The organism is Methylobacterium bullatum (assembly GCF_014845095.1).
GTDB lineage: Bacteria > Pseudomonadota > Alphaproteobacteria > Rhizobiales > Beijerinckiaceae > Methylobacterium > Methylobacterium bullatum.
Genome location: NZ_NKUG01000077.1, coordinates 71,079 through 87,963, shown reverse-complemented (window position 1 = coordinate 87,963; position 16,885 = coordinate 71,079). Strand labels below are relative to the sequence as shown.

The 16,885-nt window shown below is 69.0% G+C and carries 12 protein-coding genes and 1 riboswitch; of the genes, 7 read left to right on the top strand and 5 right to left on the bottom strand.

Annotated features, from left to right (window positions below; all coding sequences use genetic code 11):
- Both MBTS_RS12280 and MBTS_RS12275 read left to right on the top strand, forming a co-directional pair.
- A partial coding sequence (locus tag MBTS_RS12280) for a trans-sulfuration enzyme family protein (protein ID WP_192215767.1) occupies window positions 1-759 on the top strand: 759 nt, incomplete at its 5' end.
- A gap of 98 nt (window positions 760-857) precedes the next feature.
- Window positions 858-1,319, top strand: coding sequence for a hypothetical protein (locus tag MBTS_RS12275; protein WP_018045965.1), 462 nt, complete (start codon window positions 858-860; stop codon window positions 1,317-1,319).
- 159 nt (window positions 1,320-1,478) lie between these two features.
- Here the strand turns inward: MBTS_RS12275 and MBTS_RS12270 are convergent, their stop codons facing one another.
- The gene (locus MBTS_RS12270; protein WP_238254226.1) at window positions 1,479-2,501 is read right to left on the bottom strand and encodes a helix-turn-helix domain-containing protein; all 1,023 of its coding nucleotides are present in this window, start codon (window positions 2,499-2,501) and stop codon (window positions 1,479-1,481) included.
- 249 nt (window positions 2,502-2,750) lie between these two features.
- Window positions 2,751-4,646 (bottom strand): glucans biosynthesis glucosyltransferase MdoH, encoded by a 1,896-nt coding sequence (gene mdoH, locus MBTS_RS12265; RefSeq protein ID WP_192215766.1) that lies wholly within the window; start codon window positions 4,644-4,646, stop codon window positions 2,751-2,753.
- Between the two features lie 238 nt (window positions 4,647-4,884).
- On the opposite strand from mdoH, the gene MBTS_RS12260 reads away from it, so the two are divergent.
- From MBTS_RS12260 to MBTS_RS12250, 3 genes are all read left to right on the top strand, one after another.
- Window positions 4,885-6,360 carry an OpgD/OpgG family glucan biosynthesis protein gene (locus MBTS_RS12260; RefSeq protein WP_056148875.1) on the top strand — a complete coding sequence of 492 codons (1,476 nt, stop codon included), beginning with the start codon at window positions 4,885-4,887 and terminating at the stop codon, window positions 6,358-6,360.
- A 163-nt stretch (window positions 6,361-6,523) separates the two neighbouring features.
- Window positions 6,524-7,627 (top strand): catalase family protein, encoded by a 1,104-nt coding sequence (locus MBTS_RS12255; protein WP_056148804.1) that lies wholly within the window; start codon window positions 6,524-6,526, stop codon window positions 7,625-7,627.
- Window positions 7,628-7,710: 83 nt separating this feature from the next.
- Window positions 7,711-7,912: riboswitch (cobalamin riboswitch) on the top strand.
- A 112-nt stretch (window positions 7,913-8,024) separates the two neighbouring features.
- On the top strand, window positions 8,025-10,175 hold the full coding sequence (locus tag MBTS_RS12250; RefSeq protein WP_192215765.1) for a TonB-dependent receptor: 2,151 nt from the start codon (window positions 8,025-8,027) through the stop codon (window positions 10,173-10,175).
- Window positions 10,176-10,221: 46 nt separating this feature from the next.
- Here the strand turns inward: MBTS_RS12250 and MBTS_RS12245 are convergent, their stop codons facing one another.
- Both MBTS_RS12245 and MBTS_RS12240 read right to left on the bottom strand, forming a co-directional pair.
- Window positions 10,222-10,779 (bottom strand): DUF1993 domain-containing protein, encoded by a 558-nt coding sequence (locus MBTS_RS12245; protein WP_147833013.1) that lies wholly within the window; start codon window positions 10,777-10,779, stop codon window positions 10,222-10,224.
- A gap of 95 nt (window positions 10,780-10,874) precedes the next feature.
- Window positions 10,875-11,984 (bottom strand): NHL repeat-containing protein, encoded by a 1,110-nt coding sequence (locus tag MBTS_RS12240; protein ID WP_056143777.1) that lies wholly within the window; start codon window positions 11,982-11,984, stop codon window positions 10,875-10,877.
- A gap of 233 nt (window positions 11,985-12,217) precedes the next feature.
- On the opposite strand from MBTS_RS12240, the gene MBTS_RS12235 reads away from it, so the two are divergent.
- Window positions 12,218-14,548 (top strand): Tex family protein, encoded by a 2,331-nt coding sequence (locus MBTS_RS12235; protein ID WP_056249256.1) that lies wholly within the window; start codon window positions 12,218-12,220, stop codon window positions 14,546-14,548.
- A 382-nt stretch (window positions 14,549-14,930) separates the two neighbouring features.
- Window positions 14,931-15,383: a BLUF domain-containing protein gene (locus MBTS_RS12230; protein ID WP_192215764.1), complete on the top strand. Its 453-nt coding sequence runs from the start codon at window positions 14,931-14,933 to the stop codon at window positions 15,381-15,383.
- A 108-nt stretch (window positions 15,384-15,491) separates the two neighbouring features.
- On the opposite strand, the gene MBTS_RS12225 is transcribed toward MBTS_RS12230, so the two are convergent.
- Window positions 15,492-16,838, bottom strand: coding sequence for an L-serine ammonia-lyase (locus MBTS_RS12225; RefSeq protein WP_192215763.1), 1,347 nt, complete (start codon window positions 16,836-16,838; stop codon window positions 15,492-15,494).
- Window positions 16,839-16,885: the final 47 nt, after the last annotated feature.

The following is a 16,885-nucleotide window of genomic DNA, read 5'->3' as shown; positions in this document are numbered from 1 at the left end:
GACGACCTCGACGCCCTGCGCGCCGCGATCAGGCCGGGCACGACGAAGCTGGTCTGGGTGGAGACGCCCGGCAATCCGCTCTGGACCATCACCGACATCGCCGCCGCAGCCGAGATCGCGCACGCGGCGGGGGCGCGTCTGGCCATCGATTCCACCGCCGCCTCGCCGATCCACACGCGGCCCCTGCGGCTCGGGGCCGACATCGTCATGCACTCGGCCACCAAGATCCTGAACGGGCATTCCGACGTGGTCGCCGGCGTCCTGGCCTCGGCCCGCGCCGATGGGTTCTGGGAGCGCATCGGCGCGATCCGGGCCGGCGGCGGGGCGATCCTCGGGCCGTTCGAGGCCTATCTTCTGATGCGCTCGCTGCGGACCCTGCCGCTTCGCGTCGCCGCGCAATCGGCTTCCGCCGCGGACCTCGCCCGGCGCTTCTCGGCGCATCCGCGCGTGGCCTCGGTGCTCTATCCCGGCCTGCCGGGCGATCCCGGCCACGCGGTGGCGGCGCGGCAGATGGAGGGCGGCTTCGGTTTCATGCTGTCGATCCGGGTCGCGGCCGGCGAGGAGGCGGCCATCGCCACGGCGGCGCGGGTGCGCCTGTGGAAGCGCGCCACGTCGCTCGGCGGCGTCGAGAGCCTGATCGAGCATCGCGCCTCGGTGGAGGGGCCGGGCACGCCGTGTCCGCCCGATCTCCTGCGGCTCTCCGTGGGAATCGAGCATGTGGACGACCTGTTCGCGGATCTCGACGTGGCGCTGGGCTGATTTCCTCGTCGGTTCTTGGTGCGATCCCGCCCTTCGCGCATTGTGCGAGGGACGGACCGCCGCCGGGCGGTCGCCGCGATGCGAGCGAGGACGACCCAATGCGATACCCTGTTCCCCTCCTGACCGGAGCCCTCGCGCTCGTCGCCCTCACGAATGTGGCCCCGGCCGCCGATGGGCCGCCCAAGCTCGACGTTCAGGCGACCTGCAAATCCTCGGTCCGTGCGGAGGCCAGCGTCAGCGACAACGCCACCGTCGAGGGCTGCCTGCGTTCGGAGGAGGCGGCGCGCAAGGAAGCCCAGCGCCGCTGGGGCGATTACTCGCCGGCCGCCAAGACCCAGTGCGAGAAGCAGTTCCAGGCCGGCGGCTTCCCGTCCTACGTGGAGATGGTGACCTGCCTCGAACTGGCCAGCGGCACGGTGCCGACCCAGGGCACCGGACCCGGCGCCGATACCAGCTCCGGCGCCCGGCGTGAGAAGCCGGACGGCAATGCCGGTGCGGCCACCGCCGAGCCCAGGCCGAGCCAGCGCACCAACCCGATCGAGGTGCTGGAGAAACCCTAGCTTATCGGGGCTCCCGCCGGTGCCTGCTCGAAGGCCCGGATCAGTGCGCCTCACACCGGACCTCGGTGGGCCTGACCTGCGGGGCAGGAACACTGAGGCGTGGCATGACATGCGGCCGCCGTCTCTCGGCGTCGATCGACCGGGTCCATCCGGACGAGGTCATCGCGTTTCGCGAAGCCACTTCCAGACGTGCTGCACCGTCCCCTGACCGCTGATCTGCTGAACCACCCGACGCTCGACCCGCCAAGCCTGGGGTGGCGCGCCGAAGCGGTTGCGGAAGCTGCGGCTGAGCTGCGAGGCACTGCTGAAGCCGAAGACCTCGGCCAAGCGGGCAAGGGTGCGCGTCTCCATCGGATCGGCCAGCGCGTCGCGCATGGCCTTCAGGCGCTCGCCCTGCACGAAGTGCATCACGCCTCCTTCCGGCTCGAACAGCCGGTAGAGCGTGGCCCGCGAGACCCGCATCTGTCCGGCGACGAAGGCGGGCGACAGATCGGACCGGGACAGGTTTTCCCGCACGATCATCCTGGCCAGCGCCATCAGGCCGCCGTCGAGTTCGCGGCCTTCGAGCACGTCCTTGGCCCGCGAGGGATCGAGCAGGCGGCGCAGGAAGCCAACGAACTCGACGGCGAGAGCCGGGGCGTCGTCGGGGCGCGTGGTCGGCAAGCGGCGGTAGAGGTCCAGAATGCGTGCGGCGAGCAACCGGTTGCGGGCCGCATCGAAGAGCATGTCATGGTCCTCGAGCGGTAGCCCGTGGAGGTGGGAGCAGGGGATCACGATGCCGGTCGTATCGGCCCGGTCGAGCATGCCATCGAGCAGATGACGGCGGCCGATGAAGGTCACGGTGCCGGCCGAGGCCGAGACCGCTTTGCCGGCGACGGTGCCCTGAAAGCGGCCGGACCGGTAGAGTTGGACGATGTACTGGTCGGAACCGGCATCGACACGTCGGCGATCGCGCTGGAGCCGCTGGGTCGAGAGCAGGGTGCGATGAGCGACGAGGTCGTCGATCGGGTACGCGATGTTGGTGCCGAAAGGCAGGACGGCGGATCGCGTCGTCGGACTGACCTCGTACATCGGCGCCAGGAGCGTGCGCCATTGCTCGAAAGCCTCTCCGGGAGGCAAGCCCGACGTCGTCAGGCAGAAGTACGGCAGGCCCGGTTCAGCCCTCGTGTCGTCTGCACCCAACGAGCCAAATCCTTCGTCACCCGACCCGTCCGAGCCCCGACGTTAGGCATGAAGTCCTTGATGAGGCAACCGAAATGGATGTTGGGGGTCCGTGGAGCGTAAAAGGGTCGCAAGCGGGCGGATGACCTCTCCGGGCGACACCGCGCGCCCGCATCCACGGCAAGATCGGATCGGGTTCGGACCTGGCTTCCAGCCTCTCGCCCCTTCGTCGCCCCTTCGGCCTCATCGCGGCGCGGAGAGGCCGGTTCCTCAGCTCGCCCAGGCTTCCTGATGGAGGCGCAGGCCCCGCTCCTCGCCCCGGCGGACCGAGGCCAGGTCGAGGAGTTCGGGGGCGCGGTCCGTGTCGTCGATGGAGAGGAACAGGCCGTTCCTCTGCGAGGCACGGCCGAAATCGGCGCGGCTGGTCAGCACGCTGAAGGCCGGGCTCGTGAGGAGCGCGAGGGCCACCGGCCCCATCCACAGGGCGAGCCAGGGATCGCCGGCATAAACGAGCAGGCCGGCGAGCAGCGCACCCGCCACGAGGGCGTCCACCTGCAGGCGAATCGCCTCGGACCACGGCACCCGACGGTCGTCGCGCACCTGCGAATCCCAGCGCACCACGCGGCCGATGAAGGTGGTGGCGACGGCACCCGCGGCAAAGACCGTCATGACCGGCCAGAGCAGCACCCAGACGATTTGTTCGAGCACGGCGCTCTTCAGCAACGAGGCGGTGCCGCCGAAGGCCGCGCGGCGGGTCGGCGAGGCCAGGACATGGCCGAGGCTGAGGAGCTTCGGCAGGGCCATCACGACGACGACGAGGGCGGCCAGCGCATGGGCGGCGAGGCCCGTCCCGGTGAGCCCATAGGCCAGGAGGCCGAGATCGCCGGTGACGGCGGCCTGGATCGAGGCGGCGGCGAGGAACAGCACCCAGAGCGGGCAGGCGAGGTAGGACAGGATGCCGACGATGAGGTGCCAGCGGCTCGCCGCCCGCAGGCCCGGCAGGGTGGTGACGCGCAGGTGCTGCATGTTGCCCTGGCACCAGCGCCGCTCGCGCCCGAGGAGATCGACGAGGTTCGTCGGCATCTCTTCCCAGGTGCCGCCCATCTCCGGCAGGAGGCGGACCTCCCATCCGGCCCGGCGCAGGAGCGCTCCTTCGACGATGTCGTGGCACAGGATCTCGCCGCCCAGCGGCGCCTTGCCGGGCAGCACCGGCAGTTCGGCATTGTCGGCGAAGGCCGCGACCCGCAGGATCGCGTTGTGGCCCCAATAGCTTCCATCCGCGCCCTGCCAGGTCTCGAGGCAGCGGATCGACAGCGGCGCGTAGAGCCGCACGGCGAATTGCTGGATACGGGCGAACAGCGTGTCCCGGCCGGTGGCGTAGGAGACGGTCTGGATCAGCCCGACACGGGGGGCTTCCTCCATCAGCCGGGCGAGGCGGCGCATGGCGGCGCCGGTCATCAGGCTGTCGGCATCGAGCACGATCATGAAATCGTACTCGTCGCCGTAGCTCCGACAGAACTCCGTGATGTTGCCGGCCTTGCGGCCCGCATTGTCCTGGCGCCGCCGGTAGCGGAAGCGCGGCAGGCCGGGGCCGTTCAGGCGCGCCCAGGCCTCGATCCGCGCGAATTCATGCTCCTCCACCGCCGCGATGGCGCCGTCGCGCGTATCGGAGAGGACGAAGATGTCGATATCGGACCCGTCGCCGCCGCCACGCTGGAGCGAGCGGGCCATGACGCGAAGGGCGGCGAACACCGCCACCGCATCTTCGGCATGGATCGCCACCACGGCCGCCGTGCGGCTCAGGCCCGAGGCGGTGGCCGGCACCGTGGCCGAGCGGATCTCGATCGCGGATTTGGCGGCATCGCCGAACGCGACCGCCACGAGTCCGTAGACGTATTGCCAGGCGACGAAGGATTGCCACGCCATCACGAGGCCGAACAGGACCAGCACGGCCCAGCCCAAGGCGCCGTCGGGGCGTCCATAGGCGGACACGGCGAGCCACGCGATCGCCGCCGCGGTGGCCAGGGTCGGCACCGCCAGCAGGAGCCGCCGCCACAGGAGCGACGGCGCCTCGAACGAGGGCGTCTCGCTCGGCCGGCTCGCCGGAATCACCGGGTCCGGGATTCCGGCTTGGGATGCGTCGTGCGACAACCGGGTGATGGACATGGGGCGATGGACACTCGATCAAGGCTGAGATGGGCCGTCATCCGTCACGACACGAAGGGCATCGATGACACGGGACGACGGTGGAGACGAGCGTTCGGGACGCGAGCCCCTCTCGCGGCGGCAGACCTTGCGAACCGCGCTCGGTCTGACAGCAGGCATCATAATGCCTAGTGCCGTCGACCTGAATACCGCCAGAACGATGGCCGCCGACACTCTCGACCCACCGCGCGACGCGCCGATGACCTTCGAGGGCGTCGTGGCCCAGGCCCGCCGCCTCGCGGCCTCACCTTACCGGCCCGCTCCGGACGATCTCCCGGCCCCGCTCGCCGGCCTCAGCTACGACGGCTACCGCGCGATCACCTTCCGCCCCGACGCGGCCCCTCGCCTCGGTGGTTCGTTCTCGCTGCAGCTGTTCCATCGCGGCTTCCTGCAGAAGAAGCGCGTCGCCCTGTTCCTCCAGCCGCCGGACGGGCCGCCGCAGCCGATCCTGTACCAGTCGGGCCTGTTCGATCTCGGCTCCGACCTCGCCGGGCAGGACTTTTCCCGCGATCTCGGCTTTGCCGGCTTCCGGCTGCATCACGCCTTCGACGATAGGAAGCCGGCTCACCAGGAGGAATTCCTGGTCTTCCTCGGCGCCTCGTATTTCCGGCTTCGCGGAAAGACGCAGGAATACGGCCTGTCGGCGCGCGGTGCCGCGATCCAGACCGGCGGTCCGGGAGCGGAGGAGTTTCCGGACTTCACGGCGTTCTGGATCTGCGAGCCGAAGGCCGAGGCCCGCGCCGTCACGATCCTGGCGCTCCTCGATTCGCCGAGCCTCGCGGGCGCCTACCGCTTCGTGGTCGAACCCGGCGAGACCTCGCGGATGGTCGTCACCGCCTCGCTGCATCCCCGCGCCGCGATCCCGCGTCTCGGCCTCGCGCCGCTCACCAGCATGTTCTTGCACGGAGCGAACGGTCCGGGCGCGCGCGGAGCCGCGCCCTTCGACGATTTCCGGCCGCAGGTTCACGATTCCGACGGGCTGGTGGTGGCGACCAAGGACGACCGCCTATGGCGTCCCTTGAGCAACGGACGGCGCGATCCGCAGATCTCGGCGTTCCGGGTCGATCCCCTCGATGGGTTCGGACTTCTCCAGCGCGAGCGAAGCTTTGCCGCCTATCTCGACGTCCAGGCCCGACACGAGGCCCGGCCCGGCCTCTGGGTCACGCCCCAGGCGGGGTTCGGCGCCGGGGCGGTGCAGCTCTTCGAGATCCCGTCCCGCGAAGAGTACATGGACAACATCGTCGCCGCCTTCGTGCCGGCCGCACCCGTCACGGCGGGAAGCGCCCTCGACCTCGCCTACACGCTCGCCACCATCGGGGCCGAACCGGACACCGCCGTACTGAGCGCGCTCGCCCGGGTGGTCTCCACCCATGTCGGTTCGGCCGAGCGCCTGCGGCCGACCACGCCGCCGAGTCCGGAGCGGCGCCTCTACGTCATCGATTTCGAAGGACCGGGCCTGCCCACCGGCCCAGACGGTGACATCGCGGCCGAGGTCTCGGCCAGCGCCGGCGCCATGGTCGATCCGGTGGTGGAGCGGGTGCCCCAGACCGGGGGCTGGCGCCTCTACGTGGAATGGCGTCCGCCGACGCCGCTGCCGCCCGGTGACGTCATCCTGCGCGCGCGCCTCATGCGCGGCGGGCGTCCGATCAGCGAGACCTGGGACAACGCCGCCTGATCGCCGATTTCACGACTTGGCGAGTTGCCGCAGGGATCGGAACGGGAGCACCGGTCGGGGATTCTCAACTTGGAACACCACCAAGTTGCGGAGCCGCCCGGTTCCCTCAAGGCCTTAGAAGCGCCTCGGGGCGCGGCATCCGCCATCCCCCGGAGCAGCACCCTTGGCGATCGAGACCCCCTACCTGCGCTACACGCCCGCCGTCGAGACCCCTGACGCCGACGAGGCCGAGACCAGCCGGTCCCTGAACGAGACCATGCGCTCCATCAGCGAGACGACCCTCGCCCATGGCGGTCATGCCATCCGCAGCGTCCATGCCAAGGCGCATGGCGCCTTGAGGGCCGAGTTGGAGGTGGCGCCCGGCCTATCCCCCGAACTGGCGCAGGGCCTGTTCGCGCAGGCGGGGCGCTACCCCGTGGTGATGCGCTTCTCGACCATCCCCGGTGATATCCTGGACGACAGCGTCTCCACTCCGCGCGGCGTGGCGATCAAGATCGTCGGTGTCGAAGGCGAACGGCTGGAGGGGTCGGAGGGGGACGCCACCCAGGATTTCGTGCTCGTCAACGGGCCGGCCTTCTCGGCGCCGGGACCGAAGCAGTTCCTGGCGACCCTGAAGCTCCTCGCCAAAACCACGGATCGGGCGGAGGGGCTCAAGAAGGTCGCCTCGGCGGCGTTGCGCGGCGTGCAGAGCGCGGTCGTGGCGGCCACCGGTTCGCCGAGCCCGGCCCTGGCGACGCTGGGCGGACAGCCCGAGACGCACATTCTGGGCGACAGCTTCTACAGCCAGGTTCCGCTGCGCTTCGGCGATCACATCGCCAAGATCGCGCTCGTCCCGGTCTCGCCGGACCTGACGGCGCTCACCGACAAGCCGCTGGACGACACGAGCGCCCCCAATGCGATCCGCGAGGCGGTGCTGGCGCATTTCCGCCGCCATGGCGGCACCTGGGAGTTGCGGGCGCAGCTCTGCCTGAACCTCGACGACATGCCGGTGGAGGATGCCTCCGTGGTCTGGTCGGAGGCAACGAGCCCCTACCGCACCATCGCCACCCTCACCGCCGCGCCGCAGACGAGCTGGAGCGAGGCCCGCGCGGCTTTCGTCGATGACGGCCTGTCGTTCAGCCCGTGGCACGGGCTGGCCGCGCACCGGCCGCTGGGCGGCATCATGCGCATGCGCAAATCGGCCTACGAGATGGGCAAACGCTTCCGGGCCGAGACAAACGGCCGCCGCATCGAGGAGCCGAGGAACCTCGACTCGCTCCCGGAGTGATGCCGGACGTTGCCGTGATGCGACAGGGCGGCGGCGATGGTCGATGCGGGAACATCTCGCCATTGACCCTCCCGTTGCGGCCGACCTAGCCTGACGATGACGGTTCCCCCTCGGGGGATCAAAAGGGAACGCGGTTAGGATCTTGCGTCCGATGCCGCGGCTGCCCCCGCAACTGTAAGCGGCGAGCCCATCATCAACACGTCACTGGAGGCTCCGGCCTCTGGGAAGACGATGAGAGGGCGGTGACCCGCGAGCCAGGAGACCTGCCGTCAGTCGTGGTCACACGCGAAACGCATCGGGCGGGGTGTCCCGGTGGGGTGTCGGGGCGTTCGCATGTCGCGAACGCATCGGCTTCGTTCGCGGTGACGTGCCACTGCCGTCGCCCGAGGTTTCGCCCGTGTCTGCCCATCCTCCACGCGCTCTCCATCCCCTCCTCGTCCTCGCGCTGCTGACATCCGCGTCACCGGTCCTCGCCCAGTCCGGCGCGGCGACCATCGCCGAGGCGACCCTCGACGAACTTTCCGTGGCCGCCGACATGCGTCCGCCCCCCGCTGCCGGTCCCGGCCTCGGCGGGGCCACGGGTGGAGCCGGCGGGGCCGAAGCGTTCGGCGCCCTGTCCGCTCCCGCGCTGACGTCGAGTTCCGGCGTCATCACCGGCAAGGCCCTCAACGACCGGCCGGTCACCCGCCCCGGCGAGGTACTGGAAGCCGTGCCCGGCCTCATCGTCACGCAGCATTCCGGCGAGGGAAAAGCCAACCAGTACTTCCTGCGCGGCTTCAACCTCGACCACGGCAGCGACATCGCCATCACCATCGACGGCATGCCCGCCAACATGCGCACCCATGGCCACGGCCAGGGCTATGCCGACATCAACTTCCTCATTCCCGAACTCGTCGGCGCGGTGGAGTTCCACAAGGGCCCGTATTTCGCCCGCGACGGGGATTTCGCCTCCGCCGGTTCGGTGCGGATCGACACGATCGACGCGGTGCCCCGCCCTCTCGCGCTCACCTCCCTCGGCAGCTTCGGCTACAAGCGGGCGCTCACCATCGCCTCCGCGCCGCTGGGGGAGGGGACGCTCCTCGCCGCCGGCGAGGCTCAGGTCTATGACGGCCCCTGGGTGGTGCCGGACGCCATCCGAAAGCTCAACGGCGTGCTGCGCTACAGCCAGGGCACCGCCCTCGACGGGTTCTCCCTCACCGGCATGGCCTATTCCAACCGCTGGACGGCGACGAACCAGATCCCTCAGCGGGCGATCTCCGAGGGCCTGATCGGCCGCTTCGGCACCCTCGACCCAAGCGATGGGGGTAATGCGAGCCGCTTCTCCCTGTCGGGCCGCTGGAGCCGGTCGGACGACGGCGGCGTCACCCGCGCCAGCGCCTACGTCATCCGCTCGAATCTCAACCTGTTCAACAACTTCACCTATTTCCTCAACGATCCGGTCAATGGCGACCAGTTCCGCCAGCTCGACAGCCGCACCGTCGCCGGCGGCGAGATCGCGCGGGTGTTCAAGGGTGAGCTGTTCGGTCTCGCCATGGAGAACGAGATCGGCGTGCAGGCGCGGTTCGACGACATCCATGTGGGCCTGTTCAACACGCGGGCGCGCACCTCCCTCTCCACCGTGCGCGACGACCGCGTGCAGGAGGGCAGCGCCGCCCTCTACTTTGAGAACCGCCTGCGCTGGACCGAGTGGCTGCGCACCAGCGTCGGCCTGCGCGCCGACGCCTACGACGCCACCGTGAGATCGAACAATCCGCTGAATTCGGGCCATGCGCGGGACGGCATCGTCAGCCCCAAGCTCGGCGTCGTGTTCGGCCCCTGGGCCGAGACCGAGCTGTTCGTGAATTACGGCGAGGGTTTCCATTCCAACGACGCCCGGGGCGCGACCATCACGGTCGATCCGGGCAATCCCCTGTTCCCCCTCGACCGGGTGCCCCTGCTGGTGCGCTCGGTGGGCTCGGAGGTCGGCATCCGCAACCGCTCCATCGCCGGTCTCGAGTCGACCGTGACCCTGTTCCAGCTCGATTTCGATTCCGAGAACCTGTTCGTGGGTGATGCGGGCACCACCGAGCCGAGCCGCCCGAGCCGGCGCACCGGCATCGAGTGGACCAACCACTACGCGGTGACGCCCTGGCTCGCTCTCGACGCCGACCTCACCGTGACCCATGCGCGCTTTGCCGACCGCGACCCTGCGGGGAGCCGCATCCCCGCCGCCCCTACCGCCATCGCGGCCGCCGGCTTTACGCTGGGCGAGTCGCTGGGCTGGTTCGGTACGCTACGGCTTCGCTATTTCGGCCCACGCCCGCTCATCGAGGACAATTCCGTCCGCTCGAAGCCCACCACCCTGGTGAACGGCCGCATCGGCTACAATTTCGACAACGGCGTCACGGTGCAGCTCGACATCCTCAACCTGCTCAACGTCAAGGCGAGCCAGATCGATTATTTTTATGAGTCGCGGCTGCGGGGAGAGCCCGCCGGCGGGGTGGCGGACACGCATCTGCATCCGGTGGAGCCGATGGCGGTGCGGTTGACGGTGGCGGGGCGGTTTTGAGGAATGGGAGCGGGTTGCGGGCAGCCAAGCCGCTCTCCGGTCATGCTCATGGCAGCGATCCGGGCCGGAGATACGCGAACATGTGAGGCACATAGTCGGCTTTGCCGAGCGCGATGCCGTGATGTCGCAAGATGGCGTAGGCGGTGATGACGTGGAAGTAGAACTGAGGCAGAGCCCAATCCCGAGCGTATTGTTCGCCGCTCATATCGAACGTGATGTTGCCCGGAAGCTCGATCGTGATCTGCAGGGTCGCTCCGGAATCGAGGGCATTGTCCGAGAGGCTGTCCAGACGCGCCAATGCGTCGGCGATGCGAGCCCGTGCATCCGCGATTGAGCCGGGCACGTCGCCGGCATTGCGCCCCTCGGCCGCCACGGCAGCAAGCGATTGGGGAATATCTTCGCCGCGAAGGCGGAACGTCGCCTCCTGAGCTTGGTAGGTGGCAAAACACACCTGTGACGCTAACGGGTACATATCCGGTGCCAGACGCGCCGATAGCAGACCATTGGCCGGATCCACCCTCTGATGCTCTGCCTTGTCCAGCAGCCCGGCCAGCGTCCGCAACATGTTCCTGTAGGTCGGTACCAGAAGGTTAGTCAGCGACATAATCAGTCTCGCGTCGACGGCTACTTCAAGGCCTATCCTATTTCCCCGGGAGCGAACACCATGAGTCGACGCTTACTTTTTCCCATTCCGGCCTCCTACGGCCCCACCCGCTTGCGCACCACCATCTCCCCCTTGAACAAGAACTTCTGCGCGCGCTTGCCCGTATCCACCTCCGTGGTGAACACGTTGCCCTTGCTGTCCACGGCGAGGTTGTGGACCCAGTGGAAGTCGCCGGCCATGCGGCCGTTGCGGCCGAAGGCGCCGAGCACTTCGCCGGTGTCGCGCTTGAGGGTGCGGACCTCGTTGTTGGCGCCGTCCGCATTGAGGAGGTAGGTCTGGTCGGGGTCGGGCCAGAGGGCCAGTTCCCAGACCGAGCCGTTGGCGCGGGTGTTCTTTTCCACGAAGAACTCCTTCACGAAACTGCCGTCGCGGCGGAACACCTGGACCCGGTCATTGGCCCGGTCGCAGACATAGACCAGCCCGTCGCGGGCGATCTGGACGCAATGGACCGGGTTGCGGAATTGCTGGGCCGGCGCGGCGGCCGGGTCGTAGGCGGGCAGCGCTTCGTCGGTGGGCGGCTTGCCGTAGGCGCCCCACATCCGCTTGAACGCCCCGGTCTCGGCATCGAACACGATGACCCGGTGGTTGTAATAGCCGTCGGCCACGAAGAGCTCGTTGGTCTCCGGGTCCACCTGCATGGCGGCGGGGCGGCCAAGGCGGGTGGTGTCGAGGCTGTTGGTCTGCGGCCCCTGCTTGCCGATCTGCAGGACGAATTTGCCCTCCGGCGTGAATTTCAGGATCAGACCGTCCTGCTCGCCGTTGCCGGCGAGCCAGACGAAGCCCTTGTGGTCGATATGGATGCCGTGCTCGTTCTGCGGCCAGTCATAGCCTTCGCCCGGCCCGCCCCATGACCGGACGAGGGTGCCCGCCTGGTCGAAGACCAGCACGGGAGGGGCGGGGTGGCAGCATTTGGTGCGCGGCGGCGTGAGGCTCGCCGCCTTCTCGTCATCGGTCAGCGAGCGGGGCCGCTGCACCACCCAGATCCGGTCCTCGGCATCCACCGCGACGCCGGAGGCCTGGCCCATGATCCAGTCGTTCGGCAGGGGCTTGGGCCAAGCCGGATCGACCTGGAAGGTCGGGGGTTCCGCCGAGGCCGCCCCCGCGAAGGCGACGACGAGCGCGGCCAGAGCAAGCCTGAGCCTCATGCGATTCTCTCCCTGACCCGTTTGTTCTTTCGACAAGTCTCCGCTGCGACGAACCCCATGTCCATGGCAGGCAAGCGTGTTCGGCGTCCGCTTTCACGACAATCGGTATCGACACGGGGGGCTTTGTCACGAACACCTCGGCCCGGGAGCCCGGCGGGGCGGCCGGATGCGGTTTGACCACGCTCCGGCCCGGCCTGTAGACACCGCGGCCCCTTCACGCGCGCGAGGATTCCATGGCCGCCATCACTGCAACCATCGCGGCGGAGCTCAAGGTCGCCGAGCGGCAGGTCGCTGCGGCCGTCGAGCTTCTCGATGGCGGGTCGACGGTGCCGTTCATCGCGCGCTACCGCAAGGAGGTCACCGGCGGCCTCGACGATTCCCAGCTCCGCGATCTGGAGGAGCGCCTCGCCTATCTGCGCGACCTCGAGGCGCGCCGCGCCGCCATCCTCGACAGCATCGACGGCCAGGGCAAGCTCGACCCTGCCTTGAAGGCCCGCATCCTCGCCGCCGACACCAAGGCGCGCCTCGAAGACCTCTACCTCCCGTTCAAGGTGAAGCGCCGCACCAAGGCGCAGGCCGCCCGCGAGGCCGGGCTCGGCCCCCTCGCCGAGGCGCTGCTCGCCCATCCCGAACGCGCGCCGGAACAGGCCGCCGCCGCCTTCGTCGATGCGGGCAAGGGCGTCGCCGATGTCGAGGCCGCGCTGGAGGGCGCGCGCACCATCCTGATCGAGCGGTTCGGCGAGGACCCGGAACTGGTGGGAAGCTTGCGCGACACGGTCTGGCAGCGCGGCCGGATGACCTCCACCGTCAAGAAGGGCAAGGAGGCGGCGGGCGAGAAGTTCGCCGACTATTTCGATTTCTCCGAACCGCTCACGCGCCTGCCCTCGCACCGCATCCTGGCTCTGTACCGGGGCGAGAAGGAGGAGATCCTCGACCTCGACATCACCGATGCCCCCGGCGACGTGGCCGAGAAGGGCGTGCCCTCCTGGCAGGAACTGCGCATCGCCCGCGCCTTCCGCATCGGCGATCACGGCCGGCCGGGGGACCGTTTCCTGATGGAGACCGTGCGCCGGACCTGGCGCACCAAGCTGAAACCCGCCCTCGACACCGACCTGCGCGGACGCCTGAAACAGGTGGCCGAGACCGGTGCGGTGAGCGTCTTTGCCGGCAACCTGCGCGACCTGTTGCTTGCCGCCCCCGCCGGTGCCCGGCCGACCCTCGGCCTCGATCCGGGGTTCCGGACGGGGGTGAAGGTCGCGGTGGTCGACGCCACCGGCAAGGTCGCGGCCACCGACGTGATCTACCCGCACGAACCGCGCCGGGACTGGAACGGCGCCCTCGTCGCGCTGGCCAAGCTCTGCCGCGCCCATAAGGTCGAGCTCATCGCCATCGGCAACGGCACCGCCTCGCGGGAGACCGACAAGCTCGCCGCCGAACTCATCGCCAAGCAGCCGGAGTTGAAGCTCACAAAGGTGATGGTGTCGGAGGCCGGCGCCTCGGTCTATTCGGCCTCCGCCTATGCCAGCGCCGAATTGCCGGGCCTCGACGTGACCCTGCGCGGGGCGGTCTCCATCGCCCGGCGCCTGCAGGACCCGCTCGCCGAACTGGTGAAGATCGAGCCGAAGGCCATCGGCGTCGGCCAGTACCAGCACGATCTCGGCGAGGGTCAGCTCTCCAAGGCCCTCGATGCGGTGGTGGAGGATTGCGTGAACGGCGTCGGCGTCGACGTGAACATCGCCTCCGCGCCCCTGCTCGCCCGCGTCTCCGGCCTCTCCGAGCGGGTGGCGGCCAACATCGTGACGACGCGGGACGAGAAGGGGCCGTTCCGCACCCGCGCCAGCCTCAAGAAGGTCGCCGGCCTCGGCCCCAAGGCCTATGAGCTCGCCGCCGGCTTCCTGCGCATCCGCGACGGCGACGATCCCCTCGACGCGTCGGGCGTGCATCCGGAGGCCTATCCGGTGGTGCGCCGCATCCTCGCCGCCGCCGGACAGCCCATCCAGGCCGTCATCGGCAACGGCCCCGTCCTGAAGAGCCTCGACCCGAAGCGCTTCACCGACGAGACCTTCGGCCTGCCCACGGTCACCGACATTCTGTCGGAATTGGAAAAGCCCGGCCGCGACCCGCGCCCGGCCTTCAAGACCGCGACCTTCCAGGAGGGCGTCGAGAAGATTTCGGATCTCCGGCCCGGCATGCGCCTCGAAGGTGTCGTGACCAACGTCGCCGCCTTCGGCGCCTTCGTGGATATCGGCGTCCACCAGGACGGCCTCGTCCACATCTCGGTCCTGGCCGACCGGTTCGTGAAGGACCCCCGCGAGGTGGTGAAGCCCGGCGACGTGGTGCAGGTGCGCGTCGTCGAGGTGGATGCCAACCGCAAGCGCATCGCGCTCAGCATGCGCTCGGAGGAAGCGGGCGCGCCGCGACCGGGGCGACAGGAGGAGCGCTCCTCCTCACGCCCCCAGCAGAGACCCGCGCCGGCCCCGGCGCCACGCGGCCCGGCCCCCGACGGGGCCATGGCCGAGGCCCTGCGCCGGGCGGCGGAGGGCAAGGACCGGGGACGCCGCTGACGGCGGCGTGCGTCTCCTCTCCCAGGAGACGATTTCGGGTACCTCGGGCGCGATCCGGACCCAGGCATAGGCTCTGAATCCCGTGATCGGGCTCTCGGCTGGACGGTGAGCGATCTTCTCGCCGTTCATACCGAAATCTCGGCTGGGACCGTTTCCCGGCATCCGGCACGTCGCGTAAAGACCTCCGCCTGTCGCTGGCCCGAGCGGTGAAGAGGATTCCAAGAGCTGCTTATCGTTGCGTATTCGGATTTGATTAACTTCGCGATCAAACAAGACAATCGGGTCAAGGCCGATATCGTTCGTGCGGCGTTGGTGGGCTGCATGAGCGTCAGAGACGATCATTTTCTTACGCTTCGCTTTTTAACGGAAGTGAAAATCTACGATGATTCACCAACTCGTCTATTATAGCCGTAACGTCGTGCAGGGTAACGACCGCGCAATGCTTACGAATCTGCGGGACATCGTTTCCGCTTCTCAGCGCAATAATAGCAGAGACGGGATCACCGGCTTCCTCATTTTCGACAAGACGTGGTTCATTCAGATTCTGGCGGGTGAGCAAGCCCAGGTGAGTGCCACCTATACTCGAATTGCACGCGACCCGCGCCACGCCACCGCAACCATCATGGATGCGCGCAATGTTCAGAGCCGCTCATTCCCCAACTGGACCATGGGCGGCGCGATGCGAACGCCGGAGGTGGAAGAAGTCTACCTGCAGCACGGTATCGGAAGCGCGATCGAGCCGACACGCCTGAAGAGCGCCCACGTCATCAATCTCGCCCTCGATCTTCAGGCCTTCGATGCGGCCAAGCGTCAGGCGCAGCGTCTCGCCAGCTAGCCCCGGCACCCGAGGGTTCGCAGAGTGCACGGACGGCCATGGGTTTTGCTCGTCACCGTCTGGATAATCTGCAGAACCGGCCGTGACGGCCGAGACGGGATCGGCGGCTCAACACGCCGCCACGTTCACCGCGAGGCCGCCGAGCGAGGTCTCCTTGTATTTCGCCTGCATGTCGTGGCCGGTCTGGCGCATGGTCTCGATGACCTCGTCGAGGCTGACCCGGTGGATGCCGTCGCCGCGCAAAGCCAGGGAGGCGGCCACCACCGCCTTGTTGGCGCCGAAGGCGTTGCGCTCGATACAGGGGATCTGGACGAGGCCGCCGATCGGGTCGCAGGTCATGCCCAGATGGTGCTCCATGGCGATCTCGGCGGCGTTCTCGATCTGCAGGGTCGAGCCGCCGAGCAGCGCGGCCAGCCCCGCCGCCGCCATGGCCGCCGCCGAGCCGACCTCCCCCTGGCAGCCGACCTCGGCGCCGGAAATCGAGGCGCGGCTCTTGATGAGACCGCCGATGGCGGCCGCCACCAGCAGGAATTCGCGGCCGCGCTCGTCCGACCAGCCGGGGCAGAAGTCGCGGGCGTAGCGCAGGACGGCCGGGACGATCCCGGCGGCGCCGTTGGTGGGGGCGGTCACCACCCGGCCGCCGGCGGCGTTCTCCTCGTTCACCGCGAGGGCGAACAGGCTGATCCAGTCCATGATCTCGTGGGCCGGCCGGGCGTTGAGGTGGCGGTTGGCCTCCAGGTCCTCGAACAGCTTCTTGGCCCGCCGCCGCACCTTGAGGCCGCCGGGCAGTTCGCCGGTCTGGCGCAGGCCCCGGTCGATACAGGCGAACATCGCGTCGCGGATGGCGTCCAGGCCCTCGTCGATGGCCTCGCGGCTGCGGCTCGCGCCCTCGTTGGCGCGCTGGACCTGGGCGATGGAGAAGCCGGTGCGCAGGCACGTGGCCAGAAGATCGGCGGCGCTGGCATAGGGCAGCGGAAACTCCACCGCCTCGCCCGCGCGGACCTCCTCCTCGCCGACGACGAAGCCGCCGCCGATGGAATAGCAGGTGACCGTGTCGAGGACCGTGCCCTGACTGTCGAGGGCGCGGAAGCGCATGCCGTTGGTGTGCACCGGCAGCACCTCGGTGAAGTTGAAGACGAGATCGGTCTCGAGGGCGAAAGCCGGCCCGCCGAGGCCGAGCCGGCCCGTCCGCTTCGCCTCGGCCACGTATTCGTGCACCCGGTCGGGGTCGATGGCGGAGGGGCTATGGCCGAGGAGGCCGAGGAGGATGGCGATGTCGGTCCCGTGCCCGCGCCCGGTCCAGGCGAGGGAGCCGAAGATCTCGGCGCGGATGCGGGCGAGGCCGGGACGGCGCCGCGTCCGCTCGCGGAAATCGAGGGCCGCCACCATCGGCCCCACCGTGTGCGAGCTCGACGGGCCGATCCCGATCTTGAACAGGTCGAAGGCGCTGATCATCGGTCCCGGTCCGTCTCATCCGCAGCATCGCGCGGCGTCGCGACCGC

Excerpts from the sequence above, each read along its gene's own strand:
- MBTS_RS12275 (WP_018045965.1), top strand. The coding sequence starts at position 858 with ATGCGATACCCTGTTCCCCTCCTGACCGGAGCCCTCGCGCTCGTCGCC.
- mdoH (WP_192215766.1), bottom strand. The coding sequence starts at position 4,646 with ATGTCCATCACCCGGTTGTCGCACGACGCATCCCAAGCCGGAATCCCG.
- MBTS_RS12260 (WP_056148875.1), top strand. The coding sequence starts at position 4,885 with ATGACCTTCGAGGGCGTCGTGGCCCAGGCCCGCCGCCTCGCGGCCTCA.
- MBTS_RS12245 (WP_147833013.1), bottom strand. The coding sequence starts at position 10,779 with ATGTCGCTGACTAACCTTCTGGTACCGACCTACAGGAACATGTTGCGG.
- MBTS_RS12240 (WP_056143777.1), bottom strand. The coding sequence starts at position 11,984 with ATGAGGCTCAGGCTTGCTCTGGCCGCGCTCGTCGTCGCCTTCGCGGGG.
- MBTS_RS12235 (WP_056249256.1), top strand. The coding sequence starts at position 12,218 with ATGGCCGCCATCACTGCAACCATCGCGGCGGAGCTCAAGGTCGCCGAG.
- MBTS_RS12230 (WP_192215764.1), top strand. The coding sequence starts at position 14,931 with ATGATTCACCAACTCGTCTATTATAGCCGTAACGTCGTGCAGGGTAAC.
- MBTS_RS12225 (WP_192215763.1), bottom strand. The coding sequence starts at position 16,838 with ATGATCAGCGCCTTCGACCTGTTCAAGATCGGGATCGGCCCGTCGAGC.